Raw genomic sequence first — 17,253 nt, 5'->3', positions numbered from 1 at the left:
TTTTCATTATTCCTTTTCTTTCTTGTTGGAAATACTTGGATCTACAATTGAGTCCTCTTTTTGTTTTTCTTGTTTATCTTCCTTATTCATATTTTCTGATTTATCAGTCAAAGTAGACGTTTCCTGTTTGTTTATAGAATGATTTGGCTTCTTATCAGCAGTAACTACTTGTTTCCATACACCTTCTTCATTAACTTTATAACCATCAGGTGTGGTAGAATTTTTCAATAAGGAACCATCTGCTTGGAAATAGTACCAATTACCATCAACCTGTTTCCAGCCAGTTTGCATCGCTCCTGTTGAATCAAAGTAATATTGATCACCATTGACTTTTTGAAGACCAACCAACATGATGCCATCTTCAGGATTTAGATAATACCAGACGCCTTTGTCTTTTATCCAACCAGTTTTCATGGCTCCATTTGATTCAAAGTAACGGTAATGATTATCAAACCATCTCCAGCCAGTCTGCATGGCTCCAGATGCACTAAAGTAATATTGCTTGCCATCTACTTGATTGAGGCCAACCAACATAATGCCATCATCAGGATTTAGATAATACCAGACGCCTTTGTCTTTTATCCAACCAGTTTTCATGGCTCCATTTGATTCAAAGTAACGGTAATGATTATCAAACCATTTCCAGCCAGTCTGCATGGCTCCAGACGCACTAAAGTAATATTGCTTGCCATCTACTTGATTGAGGCCAACCAACATAGTGCCTTCCTTAGCTTCAAGATAATACCACTTATCATGATCTTTTAGCCAACCTGTTTGACCAATTCCTGAATCAGAATAAAAATACCAGTTCTCCTCAAGTTTCTGCCAACCAGTCTGCATGGCTCCACTTGTACTCAAAAAATAACGCAATCCACTAATCGTATGGGCACCAGTCTGCATGATACCTTCTTTGTCCAAATAGTACCATTTTTCATTATCCTTAACCCAGCCAATCTTCATCGCACCAGAACTTGAATAGTAATACCAGTTATTATCCATTAATTTCCAACCAGTTTGCATCGCTCCACTTGTGTTTAGATAGTAACGAATTCCACTGATTTCTTGATTTCCGGTTAACATGATACCATCTTTGTCTAAATAATACCATATATCTTTATCTTTAATCCAGCCAGTTTTCATTGCTCCAGATTCTGTATAATAGTTCCATTTTCCATTGACAGAAACCCAGCCAGTCTGCATCACACCTTCTTGATTAAAGAAATAAGTTGTTCCATTTATAATTTTTTTACTAAGTGAAGGGACTCCATTCTCATCGTAATAATACCATTTTCCTAACACTTTTTTCCAACTAGAAGGTTTACCATTAGATTGAAGGGCACCATTACTAGCAAAGAACATTTTTTTGCCGTTAAACTCGTGCAATCCTGTTAACATTTTTCCTTCTTTATCAAATAAATATTTTTGTCCAGAAATTTCCACTAATTCATTATATTTCCGAGCCCCTGTAGAGGTAATATAGTACCAAAAACCGTCTTTCTTAAACCAACCGGCTTCTTGCATGCCTCCATTGTTGTTTAGGTAATACCAATTTCCATCAAGCTTTTCTCTAGAATCTTTCAAATGCAACCATTTGCCAGCTTGCATTTGTCCTTGTCCATTAAAGAAATAATAAACACCGTCTATTTTTCGCCAACCAATCGTCATTTCTCCATCGAACAAGCGATATTTCCAGTAACCTTCTTCTTTATACCATTTTTCTCTAACCGTCGGTATATCGGGGAAAACTTTCGAAACATCAGTAAACCCTTCTTCATCTATATCAAAAACAGTCGCATCTTTTGTATGACTAAAAGCTTTTACTATTTTTATATTCTTTTCTCGTAGTAGAGTCCTAGTAGATTCACGATTAATATCTGATCCACTTGTCTGAACAACAATACTTGGTAATAAATTATTAATAAAGTTAACTGTATTAGAAATGTTAGCATCATAGTGATGATTCCATTTCATCATGTCTACTTTACCAATTACAGGACCTAACTTATCTTCTGCTCCCTCAGCATTATCCAAGTCTCCACCAAGATAGATTCTCTTACCTGCTACTTTCACAACTGCTACAATTGAGTTAGAATTGTCATCAAATACCCTTTTTAGATTTCCGTTGCTATCATACTCATTTTTATAGTTATACAGCTGAATATCCATGTCACCTAAAGTAAAATGACTATCTTTATCTGAGATATCTTGTATTAATTTTACACCACGTTCAGTAGCAGTCTTTACAGCATTATCGTAATTATAAAGATTGTCCCACAACCTCCATTTTGTTGTAATACGTTCATCAGCGTATCTTTTTAGATAAAATCTATCAACAGGATAATGTTTTAGTACTTCATCAGCAGAACCAATATGATCACTGTGGACATGAGTACCCAAGATAAAATCTAGCTTTTCAACACCAACTTGTTTCAAATGACGGAACAATCGATCCTCTAAAACTTGGTCATTGTCCATGGTTATTCCCCACCTATCTGGATAACGTGGGTTACTTCCATCTGGGAAATCATAATCCTCACCCATATCAATTAAAGCAAAGTGTCCTCTGCTTTCTAAGAGAATAGCATCACTCCCTGACTTAGATTTTAAATTAATAAAATGGATTCGATTACCATCCCCTGCGGAAATGGTATCCGCATCGACTGATGATAATTTGGTAGCTATAATTAAAGTGCATATGAGAAAGATAAATAATATTAATTTTCTTTTCTTTAAATTCTTCATTGTATGTCACACTTTCCTTTATCATTTATATAAAACATAATTTTAACCCATTTTCATATCAAGCTTTGTATATGAATTGTACTGTCCTGATTTTCCAAAATAAACAACCAAAAGATTCGCTCTCTTATAAGCCTGTGCTACTTCTCTATCTTGCGATAAGCTTTAATACTATGACTATACCATTCTTGCATTTCCTTTGATGGTGGTGTCATATAATCCCCATACATCTGGGTTAAAAAGACATCATAATTTTTAGGAATTGGTAACATTCTTCCCTCAAACTCTGTTAAGATTAACTCTTTGAAAGTATTTATTTGGAAAACACCCTTCATTCCCTCTTTATCAACTCCAACCATTCCCTCATATTTCGGCTGTTCTACAACACTATTCTTAACTAACTTATCTATTTTCTTATAGAAGTATCTCGGATTGACAAATCGTAGGGCGTACCAGCTACATAATCTTAGAAAATCTTTTAATTTGCTATCACCGTGAACTGCGCGTGATTTTTTGATATAGGCTAGTTGACGAAGGGCTACATACTTATAACTCTTATCGACAATGCTCAAGTCTGTAAAGCGATCAATTGGAAAGACATCGATAAAGAGACTGGTGTCATGACGCTTGTACTTAACATGGTCTTCGATAACGGTAGAAGTATCTAAAATCGATGCAAAATTATGGAAGTACCAAGAAGAGGTGTCATAAGAAAGAACCTTATAGCGAGGATGATCTTCTTCCTCAATAATCTTCAGTAAACGCTCATAATCTTCACGATAGAGAGAAATATCAATATCATCATCCCATGGAATCATACCTTTGTGGCGGATAGCTCCAAGCATGGTTCCATAACTTAGAAAATAAGGAATATCATGTTTCTTACAAGTTTCATCAATATAGTCTAGCAGGGCTAGTTGAATTTCTTTAATTTCTTCTTTTTCTAAATACTGCATCCTAATCCTCCAATTTATAAGCGTGAAATTCATGACTGTAGAAGCGTTTTTCTTCTGGTGGTAGGGTCATATAATCTCCATAAAATTGTGTCAAAATAGTATCAAATTTTTCAGGTGCTGGAAGGCTTAAATTTTCAAAGGGTAAATCAATTGTTTTATCAAAGGTAGCACTTGGAAAGACTTCTTTTTCCTTAAATTTAGAAGGGATAAAAGCCATATACTGCCCATTATCACGACTATATTTTTGAATTTCTTTCTCGATTTTATGTGCGAAATAACGAGGAGAAACCGGTCTAAGGAGAAACCAGAAGGCTGTTCGTATACAATCTTTTAAAAGGCTATCCTTATAGACAATATTTTTGTGTTTACTGAAAGATAGAAGTTTGAAGCTTTCCAGCTTATAACAAATATCAATGACCTTAGGGTCATCAAAGCGATCCATAGGGAAAATGTCGATAAAAACACCTGACTCATAGGTTTTTGTATTCCGAGTATCAATAATTTTAGTTGTACTGTCTATTATTTTGATAAAGTTGTTAAAGTAGTTCTTATCAGTTTCTAAGGAAAGGAGATTATATTTGCTTTTTTCCTTTTGAAAAATGTTTATAAATCGTTGGTAGTCTTCTCGAGGCATGGACAGATCAATATCGTCGTCCCAAGGAATAAAGCCTTGATGACGAACTGCCCCAATCAGAGTCCCGTAGTTAATAATATAGTTGATATTGTGCTTTTTACAGAGAGTATCAATATAATCCAAAATTTCTAATTCAATTTGTTTGGCATCTTCAATGGTTAGTTGTTTCATTCTAAACTCCTATGATCTTTTGAATTTATTTTTTAAGGCTAGGGCATGGTTTAAAAATTCATAGAAAATGCTATCTTTTGTGAAGACAAGTAGACCAATATAAGAGATGGCTGATAGCAAGACAATCAAACCAGTATTAATCAAAAATGGCAAATTAATGACCATATCCACAGGATACAAGAAATTAATCAGGAAATAAATTCCTACAAAGGAAAGTGAAAAGATCGAGTATCGAACAGTATAGCTAAAGATATGTCCCAAGTGAATAAGTTGTTTTCTATGGATGAAAATGAAATAGAAAACAAGTAGAGAGGCCTCTGATAGCATAGTTGTCAGTAAGTAGTATTCAGGAGCCACGATATGGTTGAAAAAGAGGAGACTATTTAAGCCCAAATTGAGTAATCCTGCAAAGACTGTATAGACTGTGATACGTTTTTCATAGCCATTTGTAAAGAGAATTTGGGAACCAAGAATGGTATCTAAAGCCAGGATAATCGTACGAAAAGCGAAGAGAGAGGTTAAGATACCACCTCCGATATATTTTTCACTACCGTAAAGTAGGATGGCATTTGGTCCTAAAACCATGAGTCCAAAACTCAGTGGAATGATAAAGAAGTTAAAGATTCGACTTCCTCTGTTTACAAGTGCGACATAGGCTTCCTTATCGCCTTTTCCTAGATAGTAACTGAGACGAGGCACACTCACTCCGATAGCTCCTGTTACAACACCAGCTATAACGGTAACAATTCGTTGAGCAATGGTATAGTAACTAACATTGACATCAATCCCTGTTTTAACGAGGAAGAGACGATCTAAAAAGGTGAAGAGCATATTTGCATTGGCAAAGACCAACATGGCTGTTAGAGGGAGAAAGAGCGGTTTAAAATCACTTATGTGAATCTTAACAAGTTTAATGTCTCTTTTAATCCAAAAATAACTAATCAGATAGTTAATCAGCGTCGATAAACTCATCACGAGTGTGTAGACAACAATATCGTGGTCATTTTTGACAAACAGGAAAATAGAGACCAGCATCAGGATACGGATGAAGGCAGTCTTGTAAAAGAGAAAACTGTAATTTTCCAGAGCTTCATTGACCCACTCGATTGAAAAAATCTGGGCAATGAGTTGAATCCCCATAATAAGGTAAACCTTTTTGACGATTGGATTATCTGTAAAGAAGAGAGGATAGACTAGGATATAGACAGCGGTGGTCAAAATCGTACAAGCTATGCACAAATAAAAAAGACTAGAGAAGGTTCTATTCAGATCTTTTTTGTTATCCTTGACATTACTAATGGCCCGTAAACCGTAGTTATAGACCCCATAAGTTGCAAAGGGTAAGAAAAATGACAAAATTGTGTCGACTGAGTTGAAGTAACCATAGTCAGTTCGGTCCAAGACACGCGCGACGTAGGTACCAGTTAAGATGGGAAAAATAATATTCAAGACACGAATTCCCATGTAGGATAGAGCATTTAATTTTATACTTTTCATTCAATTTACCTCGTTTTTCATTATATCATAAAGTTAGTTAAAATAACTCTTTTGTTTTCAACAACTAGTCTTTAATTATTTTAAAAAATTTTTAGGAAATCAAATCCTCAAAAGTTTAAGATTAAAAACTAACTTTTTGAGGATTTCAAATAAAATTTATCGAACTTTAACTAAGGACAAATATATCGTTAAAAAAGCAAAGAACTCCAATTGGGATTGAAAATACAAAAATTATTAAGTCTTAATTATTTAGTTACAGTTCGATAATTATAATAAGATTGAAAGTTTATGATTTATATCTTTCATAGAAGTCTTTTCAATTAACTTTTAAGTAATCTTTGAATTGAGAATCTAACGGATTTGTTGATATTCTTTACTAGAGGACTCTCAGTGACTACCATCTTCTAACAAGACAACAAAATAGACTCCATAATATCTATAGGGAAGGTACCCACTACAAATATTATGGAGCCTCAAAATCGACTCTTCTCCAACTTTAGAGACACGATGTATCAGGATGCTTATAATTTAAAGGTTGCTACACCGAGGATAGAGCGATTTAAGTTTCGAAGAATTTGAAGACTTTGTTCAAATTTCTTATAACGAGTCACTCCATATTCTTCAACAAGAAGGACTGCATCTCTTTCTAAAAGAGATGGTACATCTTGTAAATCTACAAAATGCATTCCTTTCAAAGTCTCTTGATTTTGTTTTAATTTATCTAGAATAGCTTTATTTGTGCTAACAATAGTCAATTCTTGTCCAGAATTTTTGTATGATAGAATATCTGCTAGATTAGCAATTGTTGTAATCTCTGTTACAAAATCAATTTGATACTGAGAAAAATCACCTGCTCTATTGATTGTTGGATTAAATAGATAAATCAATACATTTCCCATCACAACCAAAATCACACAAGCTACTCCAATAACAGCTAAACGAAGAATCAGATTCTTGACATTTAATCCAAGCGCTGTCTCACCGTTTGCGTTCAATTCTTTAGAGTTGATGGTTTCCAATTTTTCAATTTTCACGTTTACATAAGTATTTTTAAATTTATCAACCAGTGCATCAATCTTTTTCTCTAACAAGTCATTGGCGTCTTTACTTGGTGTCAAAATTTTCACACTAACCCCTGCATCGTCAATCATAGAATAGACGGTCAATTTTTTCCACCAATAGTCGCTTGTAGAATTTTTCAAGGTTGACTCTGTCGTATCCAATTCACTGGCAATTTTTTTCAACTCACTCGGTTCTACATCATTGAAAAGATAAGCTCCATTTAAATTCCCTTCAATTAATTTCCCATAAAAATCACTATACCCACCAATTTGATGATTCAAAATCGTTTTGGCTGAATCTTCCGGAGGTGTAATTTTATAGCTGATATAAGTTGAATAACTTGTTGTGTCTTTGACAGTGTTTTTATTCTTAACTGCTTTAATTGTAAATGGTACAGCAATGATAGCAAATAAAGCGATGAGAGCTAGAATATTTGCTTTTCGTTTTTTGTATAGATTTGCAAACAAATCAGCTACCGAATAATGTTCAAACATGATTTTTTTCTCCTTTGTGTAGTAGATACTGGTTTTCTTTTGTAAGCATTTTCGCTACGAATATAATCACAAGAACAATTCCCCAGAATTGCATTGTAAATAAATTGAAGAAACTTTCTGAAAAGCTACTTCTTGGCATAAAGAATAGATTATTCAAGATGAGTAGGGACAAGGCAAATAGGATTGTTCTTGAACGATAGGCTACTTGCAGCATGGCTATGAATAACATGCCTAGCAAGAGACTAAGTAGAAAGACTCCTATCATACCATAGTCGGTATACAACTCCATAATATAGCTACTTCCAATACCATGTCCTTTCAAGTATTCCTTGTTCAAGACAAGATAGGATAGATTATGGGCATAACTATTACTATCAATAGCTAGTTCCACACTATTGGTTGTATGTTCAAAGGCTTTTCCTCCGAAAATGGCCCCTAAACTTCCCCTTGCAAAATAATCAATAACAGGACCAAAAGTAAAATTGCGTAAATCTCGGTAAGGGAGGCTACTGTTAAATAGAAAGCCTCGAGCCAAAACACCAAAACTGGTTCCTTGTTTATAGATAAAGTCAAGCAGGATATCCCAGAAACCTGTATGTGAAACCTGGACATTATCCCGTACATAATTGAGTATTCCCATCGCTAACATGAGAATAGGAGAACCTACAAAAATCGCTAACTTTTCTTTAAATCCAATCCATTTTCCCTTTTCTGTTTGCTCCCGCATAAAGTAATAAACAAAAGCAAATAGAATACTTAAAATAAAGGGATTGCGTGTCCCGATTGCCAAATGAATGGTATTAGCTGCAATAAAGGAGACAAGCACTGCTGTTGCCTGCAATTTCTTTGGCTTAGTTGCCAAATACATACACATTGCATAGACTGTAAATGTTGATAAGATATAGGTAAAATAAGGCAGTTTACTTTCGAAATTTGCATAGTAGGCATAGTAGGACGTCTGCGAGCGATACAAGAGCCGTTCAAATAACCGAAGTAGATAGAATGGATAGGTTAGAAGAAAAACTCCTAGCGATACAAAGCGCAACCGCTTGATGTAAACCTCTTTTAGAGAACTTCCTATCGTCGGTACTTGTATTTTCTTTCTAGCTATAAAATAGCGAGCTAGGAGCCCCCCTGTGGTCAAGCCCAATATCGAAACCATGACGACTATAAAGGCAAAACGATATGCTATGGGATGATAGGTATCTAAAGCACCATCCCTAAAGTAATCAATGGTCGGCCTTGATACTAGAAATACAAAAATAGTTAAAAAGAAAATAAAATGGATTAAGTAATACTTGATATCATTCCAACAAGCAATTGAGCTACTAACCAGTAGGAACAATAAAGTAGAAAGCAAGCTAACATTGTTATTATTAAACAGATACACAATTCCACTTACTAGCGTCAAGGCATAGCTGACTATGGTCAAACTAAATAATAATCGTTTTCCATCAATCACTTGCTCACCCCCGTTCTAATGTAATTTTTTAGATTTTTCAATATTTTTCAGTAATAAGAATCGGTATAAGGAAATATTTATGAATAGAGCCAAAGCACTAATTCTTCTCCCCTTACGGAAAATTGGATTCCTAAAAATAGCAAAGGCATGGCCTTTTAAGAAACAATGAATTTGGGAAAAGGCTTCAAACTGTTTATACTGATCATCTAGCAACATCTTATCCAGAATAAAGAAGTGGGCATAAGCCAGTCTAAAGAAAGCAACCTCTTTCAAGTCAGGATAGTTTTTCATAACTTCATTATAAAACTTTTGGTAGATATCAATATAGGCTAAATCCTTCTCTGCATAGGGTTTAGTCGTAATACTATCCCCTCTATGGAAATAGTAATAATAGGGTTTGGTATTAACAACGTACTTCTTGGCCAACTTGATCAAATCAAAATGATAATAAGCATCTTCATAAATCAATCCCTTTGGAAAGGATAGGGCAGTTGCAATCTCTCTCTTGATTAGCTTATTGCAGATCGTTCCAGGTATTTTTTCACCTATGAGGTATTCCCTCAGAAATCTTTGAGAATCACAGACAAAATAATCATCCTGATTGGCTGACTGCGGGCTCTCATCATTAGCATAGACATTCATGACACCACAGCTCGAAACATCCGCATCTTCTTGAATTAATTGCTCATATAAGCTCTGAATCATTTCTGGATGGATATAATCATCTGAGTCAATAAAAATCAGATAATCTCCGTGAGCCTGCTTCATCCCATCATTTCGCGCTTGTGACAAGCCTTCGTTCTTTTTATGAAGCACTGACACCCTATCATCTTGTTCAGCGATTGCATCACACAAGCGACCACTTTCATCTGTTGCACCATCATCAACAAGAATAATTTCCAGATTTTGATAGGTCTGCTTCTGAATGGAAGCTATCGATTTTTCTAGGTACTGCGCCACATTATAGACTGGCACAATGACACTAATTAATGCAGTTTCCATGCTACTCCTCTAATAGTTTTTCTACTTGTTCGATTTGTTTGGCAATTGTAAATTGCTGAATGAATTGGCTAGCCTCATTGACATCGAAGTTTGAGGCAGAAGTCATGTAGTCAATAATTGCCTGAGCCGCCTCTTGATTGCTCTCAATGATTTGTCCAAATTGTCCTTCTTGAGATAACTCCTCAGCCCCTCCGACATCCGTAGAAACAAAAGGAAGTCCTAGACTCAAGGCCTCTACATACACTCCAGGAAAGCCTTCTTGTTTAGACATAGACAAGAGAACTTTCATCTTAGATAAATACTGGTAAGGATTTTTTTGATAACCAAGTAAATGTACATAGTCTTCAAGCTCATACTCTTTGACGCGATTTTTTAGTTCCTCCTCCATGTCACCAGCCCCTATGAAGTAGAGATGATAGTTTTTTCCCTCTTGGTGTAATAACCGTATCACTTCCACCACACGGTCAGAACCCTTATTTTCCTCAATCCGTCCGATAGTACAGATACTTTGAGGCGCTATCTCGATATTTATCTTCTCTTGAGATTTTTCTAGAATACTCTGAAAATCATATCCATTGTAGACCGTCTGTAATTTCGAAGCATAGTCTGGATAGACTTCCTTGATAGAATTGCTGGTTTTATTCGAAATTCCTACAATGGTATCCGCAGCATCCAACTGGCGTCTATGTGACTCCCTTTTTGAGCTATCCTTAAGAAATTCTTCGATACTTCCATGAATCCAAGAGATTTTCTTGACTTCTTTTCTTTTAGAGAACAAAAGTGGAGGATTCATAATGGTAAAAGAAACTTCAACATCATAGTCATCTTTCACAAGCAAACGACGGGTCAGTCTTGGAAAATAAATTCTCATCCTCCACAAAAGAGCTCGTAACCATCTAGCTTGGCGATAATCCTGAAGGGATTTTAAAATGCGTACATGCTTGGGAACAGATTCGTATCCTTTATCAAAATGTTCCATTTCAAGAATATCAATATCATACTTTTCTGGATCTAGATTTGAAACAATGGTAGATAGAATCTTCTCTGCTCCACCCCCGAGAGAAAAAGACCACATAAAAAATAATATTTTTTTCTTAGCCACCATATTCTCCCTTGTATTCTGTATAAGACTTATCCATATCAGCGATGACAGCATCATGATGTGGTAGCTGCTTATCTGCTGGTGGAGGTGTCATGTAGTCTCCAAAAGCAGTGCTTAGATAGGCATCATATCCAACTGGAATGGGCATCTCTGTCTCTTCAAATGGCAAGAAGAGATTATCTTCAAAAGATGCGATTTGGTACTTATTTCTCATGTAGCCAGGCCCTGAGCATAACTCCGTGATTCCATCGCTCTCAGCCAGACTGTACTTGGTCATTTCTTTTTCAGCTTTTTTCCAAATGCGATAACGGAGTGATTTTGGCGTCAAACCGAGTAAAATGCAACTTCCCCATTTCATAAGTGCGCCATGCTTTTCTGGAATAGTTTGCGCACAAAAAAGGGAATAAATCAGTGCCCAACGAACCTGTTTCTTGCGCTCAGATGGATTTTTCGGATAATAATCCAAAGGCAAAACATCCAAAGCCAAACCATGTGGCAAATCTAAATCTTGCTGATAAGGCTTGATACAGGTAGTTTCTTTGTCACGAATTGTAATAAAAAGATTACGATCTACAAAATCCTTCTTACTCTTTGACAAGAAATAACGCTCATCTGCATAACGAGGCCATAATTCTGCTAACTTTTCATAGTCCTTACGGGGCATGAAAAAGTCTAAGTCATCATCCCAAGGAATGAAGCCCTTGTTTCGAAGAGCTCCAATAGCTCCACCCCCACAAAGATAGCAGAGTAAATCATGTTCTTTACAAAATGCTACAAAATATTCAGCCATTTCTAGACTACGAGCCTGAATCGCTTTCAAATCACTCATGTCGCTCCTCTTCTTTTAAAAACGGGTTATATCGTTTTATTATATCATAAAAAAGCATTAAAAATCTATCGTTGGGAAGGAAAAAAGCTTAATCCACTATTATAACTAGCTGATTAAACTTAAATTTCCATTTTTTATTTTATCTCATTCCCATCTGGGCTAATTTTGTTTGATATTTATTTTGATCAACTAGAAGAGCTTGACCACCATAAACATCATAGGCATCAACCCAATCTCCAAGTTCTGGAACAGTAAGCTTTTCAATACCATTTTGGATTCCTTCTAAAACCGGTAAACCATTTGTCAATAAGAAGGTATAAGGAGCATTAGTAGAAGTCATAGCAAATACCTTTCCAAGTGCTTCTGATCCAGTGAATAGTTTTGTTGGATCTTTAATTTGCGTAAAAATAGCTGATATCACTTGTTGTTGCCTCTTTGTACGACCATAATCCCCCTCGTCATCATCACGAAAGCGAGCGTAGTTAAGTAGAGTGGAGCCGTTCATCTGCTGTTTTCCAACCTTAATAGTTTGAGTAGGAGACTCTGTCTCTGTAGCATGAAGATCGTCTCCAACAGTCGCTTCAGTAAGAGTTTTTCCATTCAAAGTTGAAAATTGAGCATCAATAGTAACACCATCAGGGAACAGAGTGTCAATAGCAGTTGCGAAGGCCTGGAAGTCTACCAAAGCATAGTACTTAATGTCCAAGTCAAAATTGTCTTTTAGGACTTTTCGGACCATTTCTGCCCCTTTTTGACCTTCTTGTTCACCTAGTTCATAGGCTACATTTAATTTATTATCTGTCTGTTTCTTCCCTGCAATCACCTTACTATAACCGTCTATATATACTAAATTATCACGCATGAAGCTTACCATCTTCATTTTCTTATCAGAACCTCCAACATTTAAAACCATGATAGAGTCCGTACGTGTTTCAGCACTATTTTGGCCAATGCGTCCATCTGTTCCCATGATAAGAATATTGGTTCCATTTTTTGCATCTTGCCCATTGAACACTTCTACTTGAGCTGCTTTTGCATTAGCAGGTTTGTCAGGCGTAGTGGCATTTTGATATCCTCTTAAGAACATGAAAATTATCCCAAAGGATACACATGCCAAAATTGCAAGTAATCCAACAAGAATACGACCTAAACGTAGTTTTCGTTTCTTTTTCTTTACTTTTGGAATAGGAGCTAATTTTTGGTATTTCTTAGAACGACTACGATTACCATAAGATGGTAGCGGAAAATTAGAAACTGAATCCTCCATTACCTTCTGGACTTCTGTAGCTCCATCTGCAATTCCTCTACTACCGCTATTTATCTTGGTCTGAAGATAATCAAATTCCTTTTTCTCTTTTTCATTTAAGTAATATATATTCTTAAATAGGTAATCATAACGCAACTGCTCATGATGACTTAAGGGATTTTCTTTACTCATCTTCTCTCCTTTCCGTGGTCTGATATTGGATAAATAGGATAGGCACCCAGAACTTTATACTGGATTCCAATCGCTTCTAATTCTTTTTGGGCAAAGTGGACCAGGTCCTTATCAGTATAGTCCACATCAATAATGAAAAAGTATTCGCCCAGTGCTGTCTTGAGCGGACGGCTTTCAATCTTTGTCAGATCAATTCCTCGCCAAGCAAAGGTCGAAAGAGCCTTGTAGAGGGCACCTGGAAGGTTGTCAGGTAAGGTCAAGGCCAAACTCATTTTTTCAGTTTGTGCTTTCAAGGGAATCGCTGCACCTTCAGCTCCTAACACCCAGAAACGTGTGAAATTGGCTTCCATTTCCTGAATATCCTCAGCAATCAGTGCTAAGCCATATTCTTCAGCAGAACTTCTAGGTGCAATGGCTGCATAAGGCTGGTCTGGATGTTCGGAAATAAAACGGGCCGCATAAGCTGTACTAGCTGTTACCTCGATTTGAGCCTCTGGATATTGTTCATCGATGAATTTCTTACCTTGAGCCAAGGCCTGTGGATGTGAAAAAATCTTTTCAATCTTATTATGACCTGGAACCACCATCAACTGCTGATGAATAGGCTGAACGATTTCTGCAACTGCTTGGATGCGAGCCTGATGAAAAAGGTAGTCTAAGGTTTCATGAACACTACCCTCGATAGAATTTTCAACTGGCACCACAGAATAGTCCACCAAGCCTTGCTCATAGGCCTTGATGACATCTGTAATGTTGGCAAAGGCCTGCAATTCCTCCTGAGGAAAAGCTGTCTGCACAACGTGGTGTGAAAATGATCCCTTGGGACCTAGATAAGCAATTTTCATCTCAGTTCCTCTATAATTTCTTCTGGGCTTAACTCGGTCACATCCAAAACCCGACTGGCTACTTCCTCATACCAAGCCTGTCTTTCTTGGAAAATAGCTGCTAATTCTTCCTTGCTATTATTTAGAAACAGCGGACGCTGATTGTCCTTATCAGCTGATATGCGTTGGTAGAGGATTTCAAAATCAGCTTTCAGATAGATGTTATCAGAATTGGTCTTTAGTAAGTCACGATTTCGCTGAGAAATAACCACTCCCCCACCAGTTGACACAACTTGATTTGTTTCTAGTAACTCAGCTAGGACTTCTGATTCTATCTTACGAAAAGCCACTTCTCCCTTTTCAGCGAAAAAATCCGCAATGGACATTCCTAAACGCTTCTCTATCAGAGCATCCATATCAAGGTAATTAGGGTCCAAGCCTCTTGCAATAGTCGATTTACCAGCCCCCATAAAGCCTAATAACACCTTAGCCATGAATCAAGCTCTCCAAATCATCAAAGAAGCTAGGGTAGCTGGTATTGATGGCTTCTGCACGGTCAAGCTCCACTTCTCCATCTGCAACCAATAGAGCTGCGATAGCCGTCATCATACCAATTCGGTGGTCTCCAAAAGTATTGACTCTAGCACCGTGAAGAGCTGATTTTCCTTTGATAATCATTCCATCTGCTGTAGGGGTGATATCTGCTCCCATGCTATTTAAAGCGTCTGCCACAACCTGAATGCGGTCGGTTTCCTTAACCTTGAGCTCCTCAGCATCCTTAATAATCGTTACACCTTGAGCTTGGGTCGCCAGAAGGGCAAGAATAGGCAATTCATCAATCAAGCGTGGAATCAAGGCACCACCAATCTCTGTTCCTTTCAAGTCAGAAGATTCAACAGTCAAGGTTGCAGATTTTGCGACTGGATCAATTTCAGTTATTTCTAGTTTTCCACCCATGGCACGAATGATATCGATAATACCTGTACGCGTTTCGTTGATGCCCACATTCTTAAGAACCACACGAGAATTTGGAACAATCAAACCTGCGACTAACCAAAAGGCTGCACTGGAAATATCTCCTGGCACGACCACCTTTTGTCCTGTCAATTTTTGTGGCCCTTGGACTGTGATTTTCTTACCGTCCACACTTAAACGACCACCAAATTGTTGCAACATATCTTCAGTATGATTACGGGTGCATTCTTTTTCGATAATAACGGACTCCCCCTGGGCCTGCAAGGCTGCAAACATCAAGGCTGACTTGACTTGGGCAGAGGCAATTGGCAACTCATAATGAATAGGTCTTAGGTTTTTCGTCCCTTGCAAACGCAAAGGAGGCAGGTCTCGTGCAGTTTGCCCTGAAATGCTGACGCCCATTTTTTTCAGTGGAATAGTCACACGATCCATAGGGCGTTTGGATAGACTGTCGTCTCCGAACATCTCTACTTCAAAATCTGCACCAGCAAGGACACCTGAAATCAGACGAATCGAGGTTCCAGAATTTCCCATATCAAGGGCATTTTGCGGCGCTTTTAAGCCATCCATGCCTACACCTTGAATGGTAATAACCCCATCTTTGTCCTCAATTTCAACACCAAGGTCACGAAAAACCTGCATGGTCGAAAGAACGTCTTCACCTCGCAGAATATCATAAACCTTGGTCTCACCCTCAGCCAAACTTCCAAAGATAATAGAACGGTGACTGATAGACTTGTCACCTGGAACTCGGATACTGCCGTGTAAGTGGCGAATGTTTGTTTTTAGTTTCATACTAGACCTCATACTTGCAATACTTTTACCTATTTTATCATAAAAAGCCAGAAATTCCTTAAAAATTTCTGACTTTATGATAGTTATTTTCTTATTTTAGCAATTCTTTTCATTTTCAATTTACCAACTATCTGAAGAACCACCACCATCAAATCCACCGCCACCCCAATCATCTGAAGACCATGATGAACTAGAACTACCAGAATCATATGAATCTGATCTACCATAAGAACTTGACTGTACTCTTTGTGAAGCATAGTAGCTTTTTGTGAGCTCGGAAGTCCAAGAAGCATTCCTCACAAAATCTTTATCGTTTGGATAGAGTTTCCCCTTCCCATTATAAGAGTATTGAGAGCGATTAAGCCTATCTAGGTGCTTTCTTTCAACTTCTGCGTAGTATGCTTCTATAAGTAATGTAGTCCAGGTGTCATTAGGTAGAAAACCTTTTGAGTCTGGATATAGTTTGTTAAAACCTTCATACTGATATTGAGACCTAATTAAACGCTTATTTTTTTTATAGTCAGATTTACGTTCTTCAGTCCACGTATCATTAGGTACAAAGTCAGGAAAATCTGGATACAGCTTACCATTTCCCTCGTACTCATACTTAGAAAAGCGGCATCTTTTTAAGTACTTGATCCACGTTGCTAAACTTAGTAAAAGAAAGAACAACAGATAGAACAATATCGGAAACGGAATGTAATCGAAGTACTTACTAAAGCCTTCATTATTTTTTAATGATTTTTCATAGCTTTTTGGAAGTCGATTATTTTCCTTCTTGTTTATGATTTCAGCTTTTCTAGACTCCGCTTTAGAAATGCCTACTAGAATTTTGTTAAGGGCATCAGTATATTTCCCTTCTTTCATGTATGGCTTAGAATCATTTAGTAAGGAACTGGCCATAGAGTCAGTAAGCCAAATTGCTGCTTCGTTGGATGTTTCAATACGAAACTTCCTATCCTTTATAGCAATAGCAATTAAAATTCCACTGTTGGAATCTTGTTTCCCAACTTTCCATTTGCGTGCAACCTCATTGGCTACCTCTTCGATGCTGGAACCGTCCAGAGTATCTACAATGTAAATACCTACTTGGGTTTCACTTCCAGCATTCATACTCTCTAACGTTTCTGCAACACTAGTGGTTAAATAACCGTTAGGATCGTAAATACCATTTAAAGGACGATCTGGAACAGCTATATTAGCCGCAACAAGAGGCATAAAAAAGAATAAAGGGGCAATTAAGAGTAAAAGTAACTTTTTCATAGGAGATACC

The 17,253-nt window shown here is 37.0% G+C and carries 14 protein-coding genes; all 14 read right to left on the bottom strand.

Features of this window, described 5'->3' with window-relative positions; genetic code table 11:
• Window positions 1-6 precede the first annotated feature (6 nt).
• A complete protein-coding gene (locus KB197_RS04395; protein WP_064276479.1) occupies window positions 7-2,742 on the bottom strand; it encodes an MBL fold metallo-hydrolase in 2,736 nt (911 codons plus the stop codon).
• Between the two features lie 137 nt (window positions 2,743-2,879).
• Window positions 2,880-3,695: a LicD family protein gene (locus tag KB197_RS04390; protein WP_004259723.1), complete on the bottom strand. Its 816-nt coding sequence runs from the start codon at window positions 3,693-3,695 to the stop codon at window positions 2,880-2,882.
• Window position 3,696: 1 nt separating this feature from the next.
• Window positions 3,697-4,500, bottom strand: a complete 804-nt coding sequence (locus KB197_RS04385) for a LicD family protein (RefSeq protein ID WP_004259727.1) — start codon at window positions 4,498-4,500, stop codon at window positions 3,697-3,699.
• 9 nt (window positions 4,501-4,509) lie between these two features.
• Complete coding sequence (gene tacF / locus KB197_RS04380; protein ID WP_064276480.1) at window positions 4,510-5,997, bottom strand: type IV teichoic acid flippase TacF; 1,488 nt, start codon at window positions 5,995-5,997, stop codon at window positions 4,510-4,512.
• 521 nt (window positions 5,998-6,518) lie between these two features.
• Window positions 6,519-7,553, bottom strand: coding sequence for a hypothetical protein (locus tag KB197_RS04375; protein ID WP_064276481.1), 1,035 nt, complete (start codon window positions 7,551-7,553; stop codon window positions 6,519-6,521).
• Window positions 7,546-9,015: an O-antigen polysaccharide polymerase Wzy family protein gene (locus KB197_RS04370; RefSeq protein WP_004259743.1), complete on the bottom strand. Its 1,470-nt coding sequence runs from the start codon at window positions 9,013-9,015 to the stop codon at window positions 7,546-7,548. Before KB197_RS04370 ends, KB197_RS04375 begins: the two co-directional genes overlap by 8 nt.
• A gap of 15 nt (window positions 9,016-9,030) precedes the next feature.
• Complete coding sequence (locus tag KB197_RS04365) at window positions 9,031-10,017, bottom strand: glycosyltransferase family 2 protein (protein ID WP_064276482.1); 987 nt, start codon at window positions 10,015-10,017, stop codon at window positions 9,031-9,033.
• Between the two features lies 1 nt (window position 10,018).
• Window positions 10,019-11,122 carry a glycosyltransferase gene (locus tag KB197_RS04360; RefSeq protein ID WP_212573953.1) on the bottom strand — a complete coding sequence of 368 codons (1,104 nt, stop codon included), beginning with the start codon at window positions 11,120-11,122 and terminating at the stop codon, window positions 10,019-10,021.
• Window positions 11,112-11,948: a LicD family protein gene (locus KB197_RS04355; RefSeq protein WP_212573952.1), complete on the bottom strand. Its 837-nt coding sequence runs from the start codon at window positions 11,946-11,948 to the stop codon at window positions 11,112-11,114. Before KB197_RS04355 ends, KB197_RS04360 begins: the two co-directional genes overlap by 11 nt.
• A 139-nt stretch (window positions 11,949-12,087) precedes the next feature.
• Window positions 12,088-13,386 carry an LCP family protein gene (locus KB197_RS04350; protein WP_212573951.1) on the bottom strand — a complete coding sequence of 433 codons (1,299 nt, stop codon included), beginning with the start codon at window positions 13,384-13,386 and terminating at the stop codon, window positions 12,088-12,090.
• The gene (gene pheA, locus KB197_RS04345) at window positions 13,383-14,231 is read right to left on the bottom strand and encodes a prephenate dehydratase (RefSeq protein ID WP_212573950.1); all 849 of its coding nucleotides are present in this window, start codon (window positions 14,229-14,231) and stop codon (window positions 13,383-13,385) included. The genes KB197_RS04350 and pheA overlap by 4 nt, the downstream gene beginning before the upstream one ends.
• The gene (locus KB197_RS04340) at window positions 14,228-14,704 is read right to left on the bottom strand and encodes a shikimate kinase (protein ID WP_212573949.1); all 477 of its coding nucleotides are present in this window, start codon (window positions 14,702-14,704) and stop codon (window positions 14,228-14,230) included. Before KB197_RS04340 ends, pheA begins: the two co-directional genes overlap by 4 nt.
• Window positions 14,697-15,980, bottom strand: a complete 1,284-nt coding sequence (gene aroA / locus KB197_RS04335) for a 3-phosphoshikimate 1-carboxyvinyltransferase (protein WP_064276484.1) — start codon at window positions 15,978-15,980, stop codon at window positions 14,697-14,699. The genes KB197_RS04340 and aroA overlap by 8 nt, the downstream gene beginning before the upstream one ends.
• A 120-nt stretch (window positions 15,981-16,100) precedes the next feature.
• Window positions 16,101-17,243 carry a TPM domain-containing protein gene (locus tag KB197_RS04330; RefSeq protein WP_064276485.1) on the bottom strand — a complete coding sequence of 381 codons (1,143 nt, stop codon included), beginning with the start codon at window positions 17,241-17,243 and terminating at the stop codon, window positions 16,101-16,103.
• Window positions 17,244-17,253 lie beyond the last annotated feature (10 nt).

The organism is Streptococcus sp. 11-4097, assembly GCF_018215285.2.
Lineage (GTDB): Bacteria > Bacillota > Bacilli > Lactobacillales > Streptococcaceae > Streptococcus.
This window is presented reverse-complemented; position numbering and strand designations above follow the sequence as displayed.

Bases quoted from the DNA above. Each gene is read 5' to 3' on its own strand.
- KB197_RS04395 (WP_064276479.1), bottom strand. From the start codon at position 2,742: ATGAAGAATTTAAAGAAAAGAAAATTAATATTATTTATCTTTCTCATA.
- KB197_RS04390 (WP_004259723.1), bottom strand. From the start codon at position 3,695: ATGCAGTATTTAGAAAAAGAAGAAATTAAAGAAATTCAACTAGCCCTG.
- KB197_RS04385 (WP_004259727.1), bottom strand. From the start codon at position 4,500: ATGAAACAACTAACCATTGAAGATGCCAAACAAATTGAATTAGAAATT.
- tacF (WP_064276480.1), bottom strand. From the start codon at position 5,997: ATGAAAAGTATAAAATTAAATGCTCTATCCTACATGGGAATTCGTGTC.
- KB197_RS04375 (WP_064276481.1), bottom strand. From the start codon at position 7,553: ATGTTTGAACATTATTCGGTAGCTGATTTGTTTGCAAATCTATACAAA.
- KB197_RS04365 (WP_064276482.1), bottom strand. From the start codon at position 10,017: ATGGAAACTGCATTAATTAGTGTCATTGTGCCAGTCTATAATGTGGCG.
- KB197_RS04360 (WP_212573953.1), bottom strand. From the start codon at position 11,122: ATGGTGGCTAAGAAAAAAATATTATTTTTTATGTGGTCTTTTTCTCTC.
- KB197_RS04355 (WP_212573952.1), bottom strand. From the start codon at position 11,948: ATGAGTGATTTGAAAGCGATTCAGGCTCGTAGTCTAGAAATGGCTGAA.
- KB197_RS04350 (WP_212573951.1), bottom strand. From the start codon at position 13,386: ATGAGTAAAGAAAATCCCTTAAGTCATCATGAGCAGTTGCGTTATGAT.
- pheA (WP_212573950.1), bottom strand. From the start codon at position 14,231: ATGAAAATTGCTTATCTAGGTCCCAAGGGATCATTTTCACACCACGTT.
- KB197_RS04340 (WP_212573949.1), bottom strand. From the start codon at position 14,704: ATGGCTAAGGTGTTATTAGGCTTTATGGGGGCTGGTAAATCGACTATT.
- aroA (WP_064276484.1), bottom strand. From the start codon at position 15,980: ATGAAACTAAAAACAAACATTCGCCACTTACACGGCAGTATCCGAGTT.
- KB197_RS04330 (WP_064276485.1), bottom strand. From the start codon at position 17,243: ATGAAAAAGTTACTTTTACTCTTAATTGCCCCTTTATTCTTTTTTATG.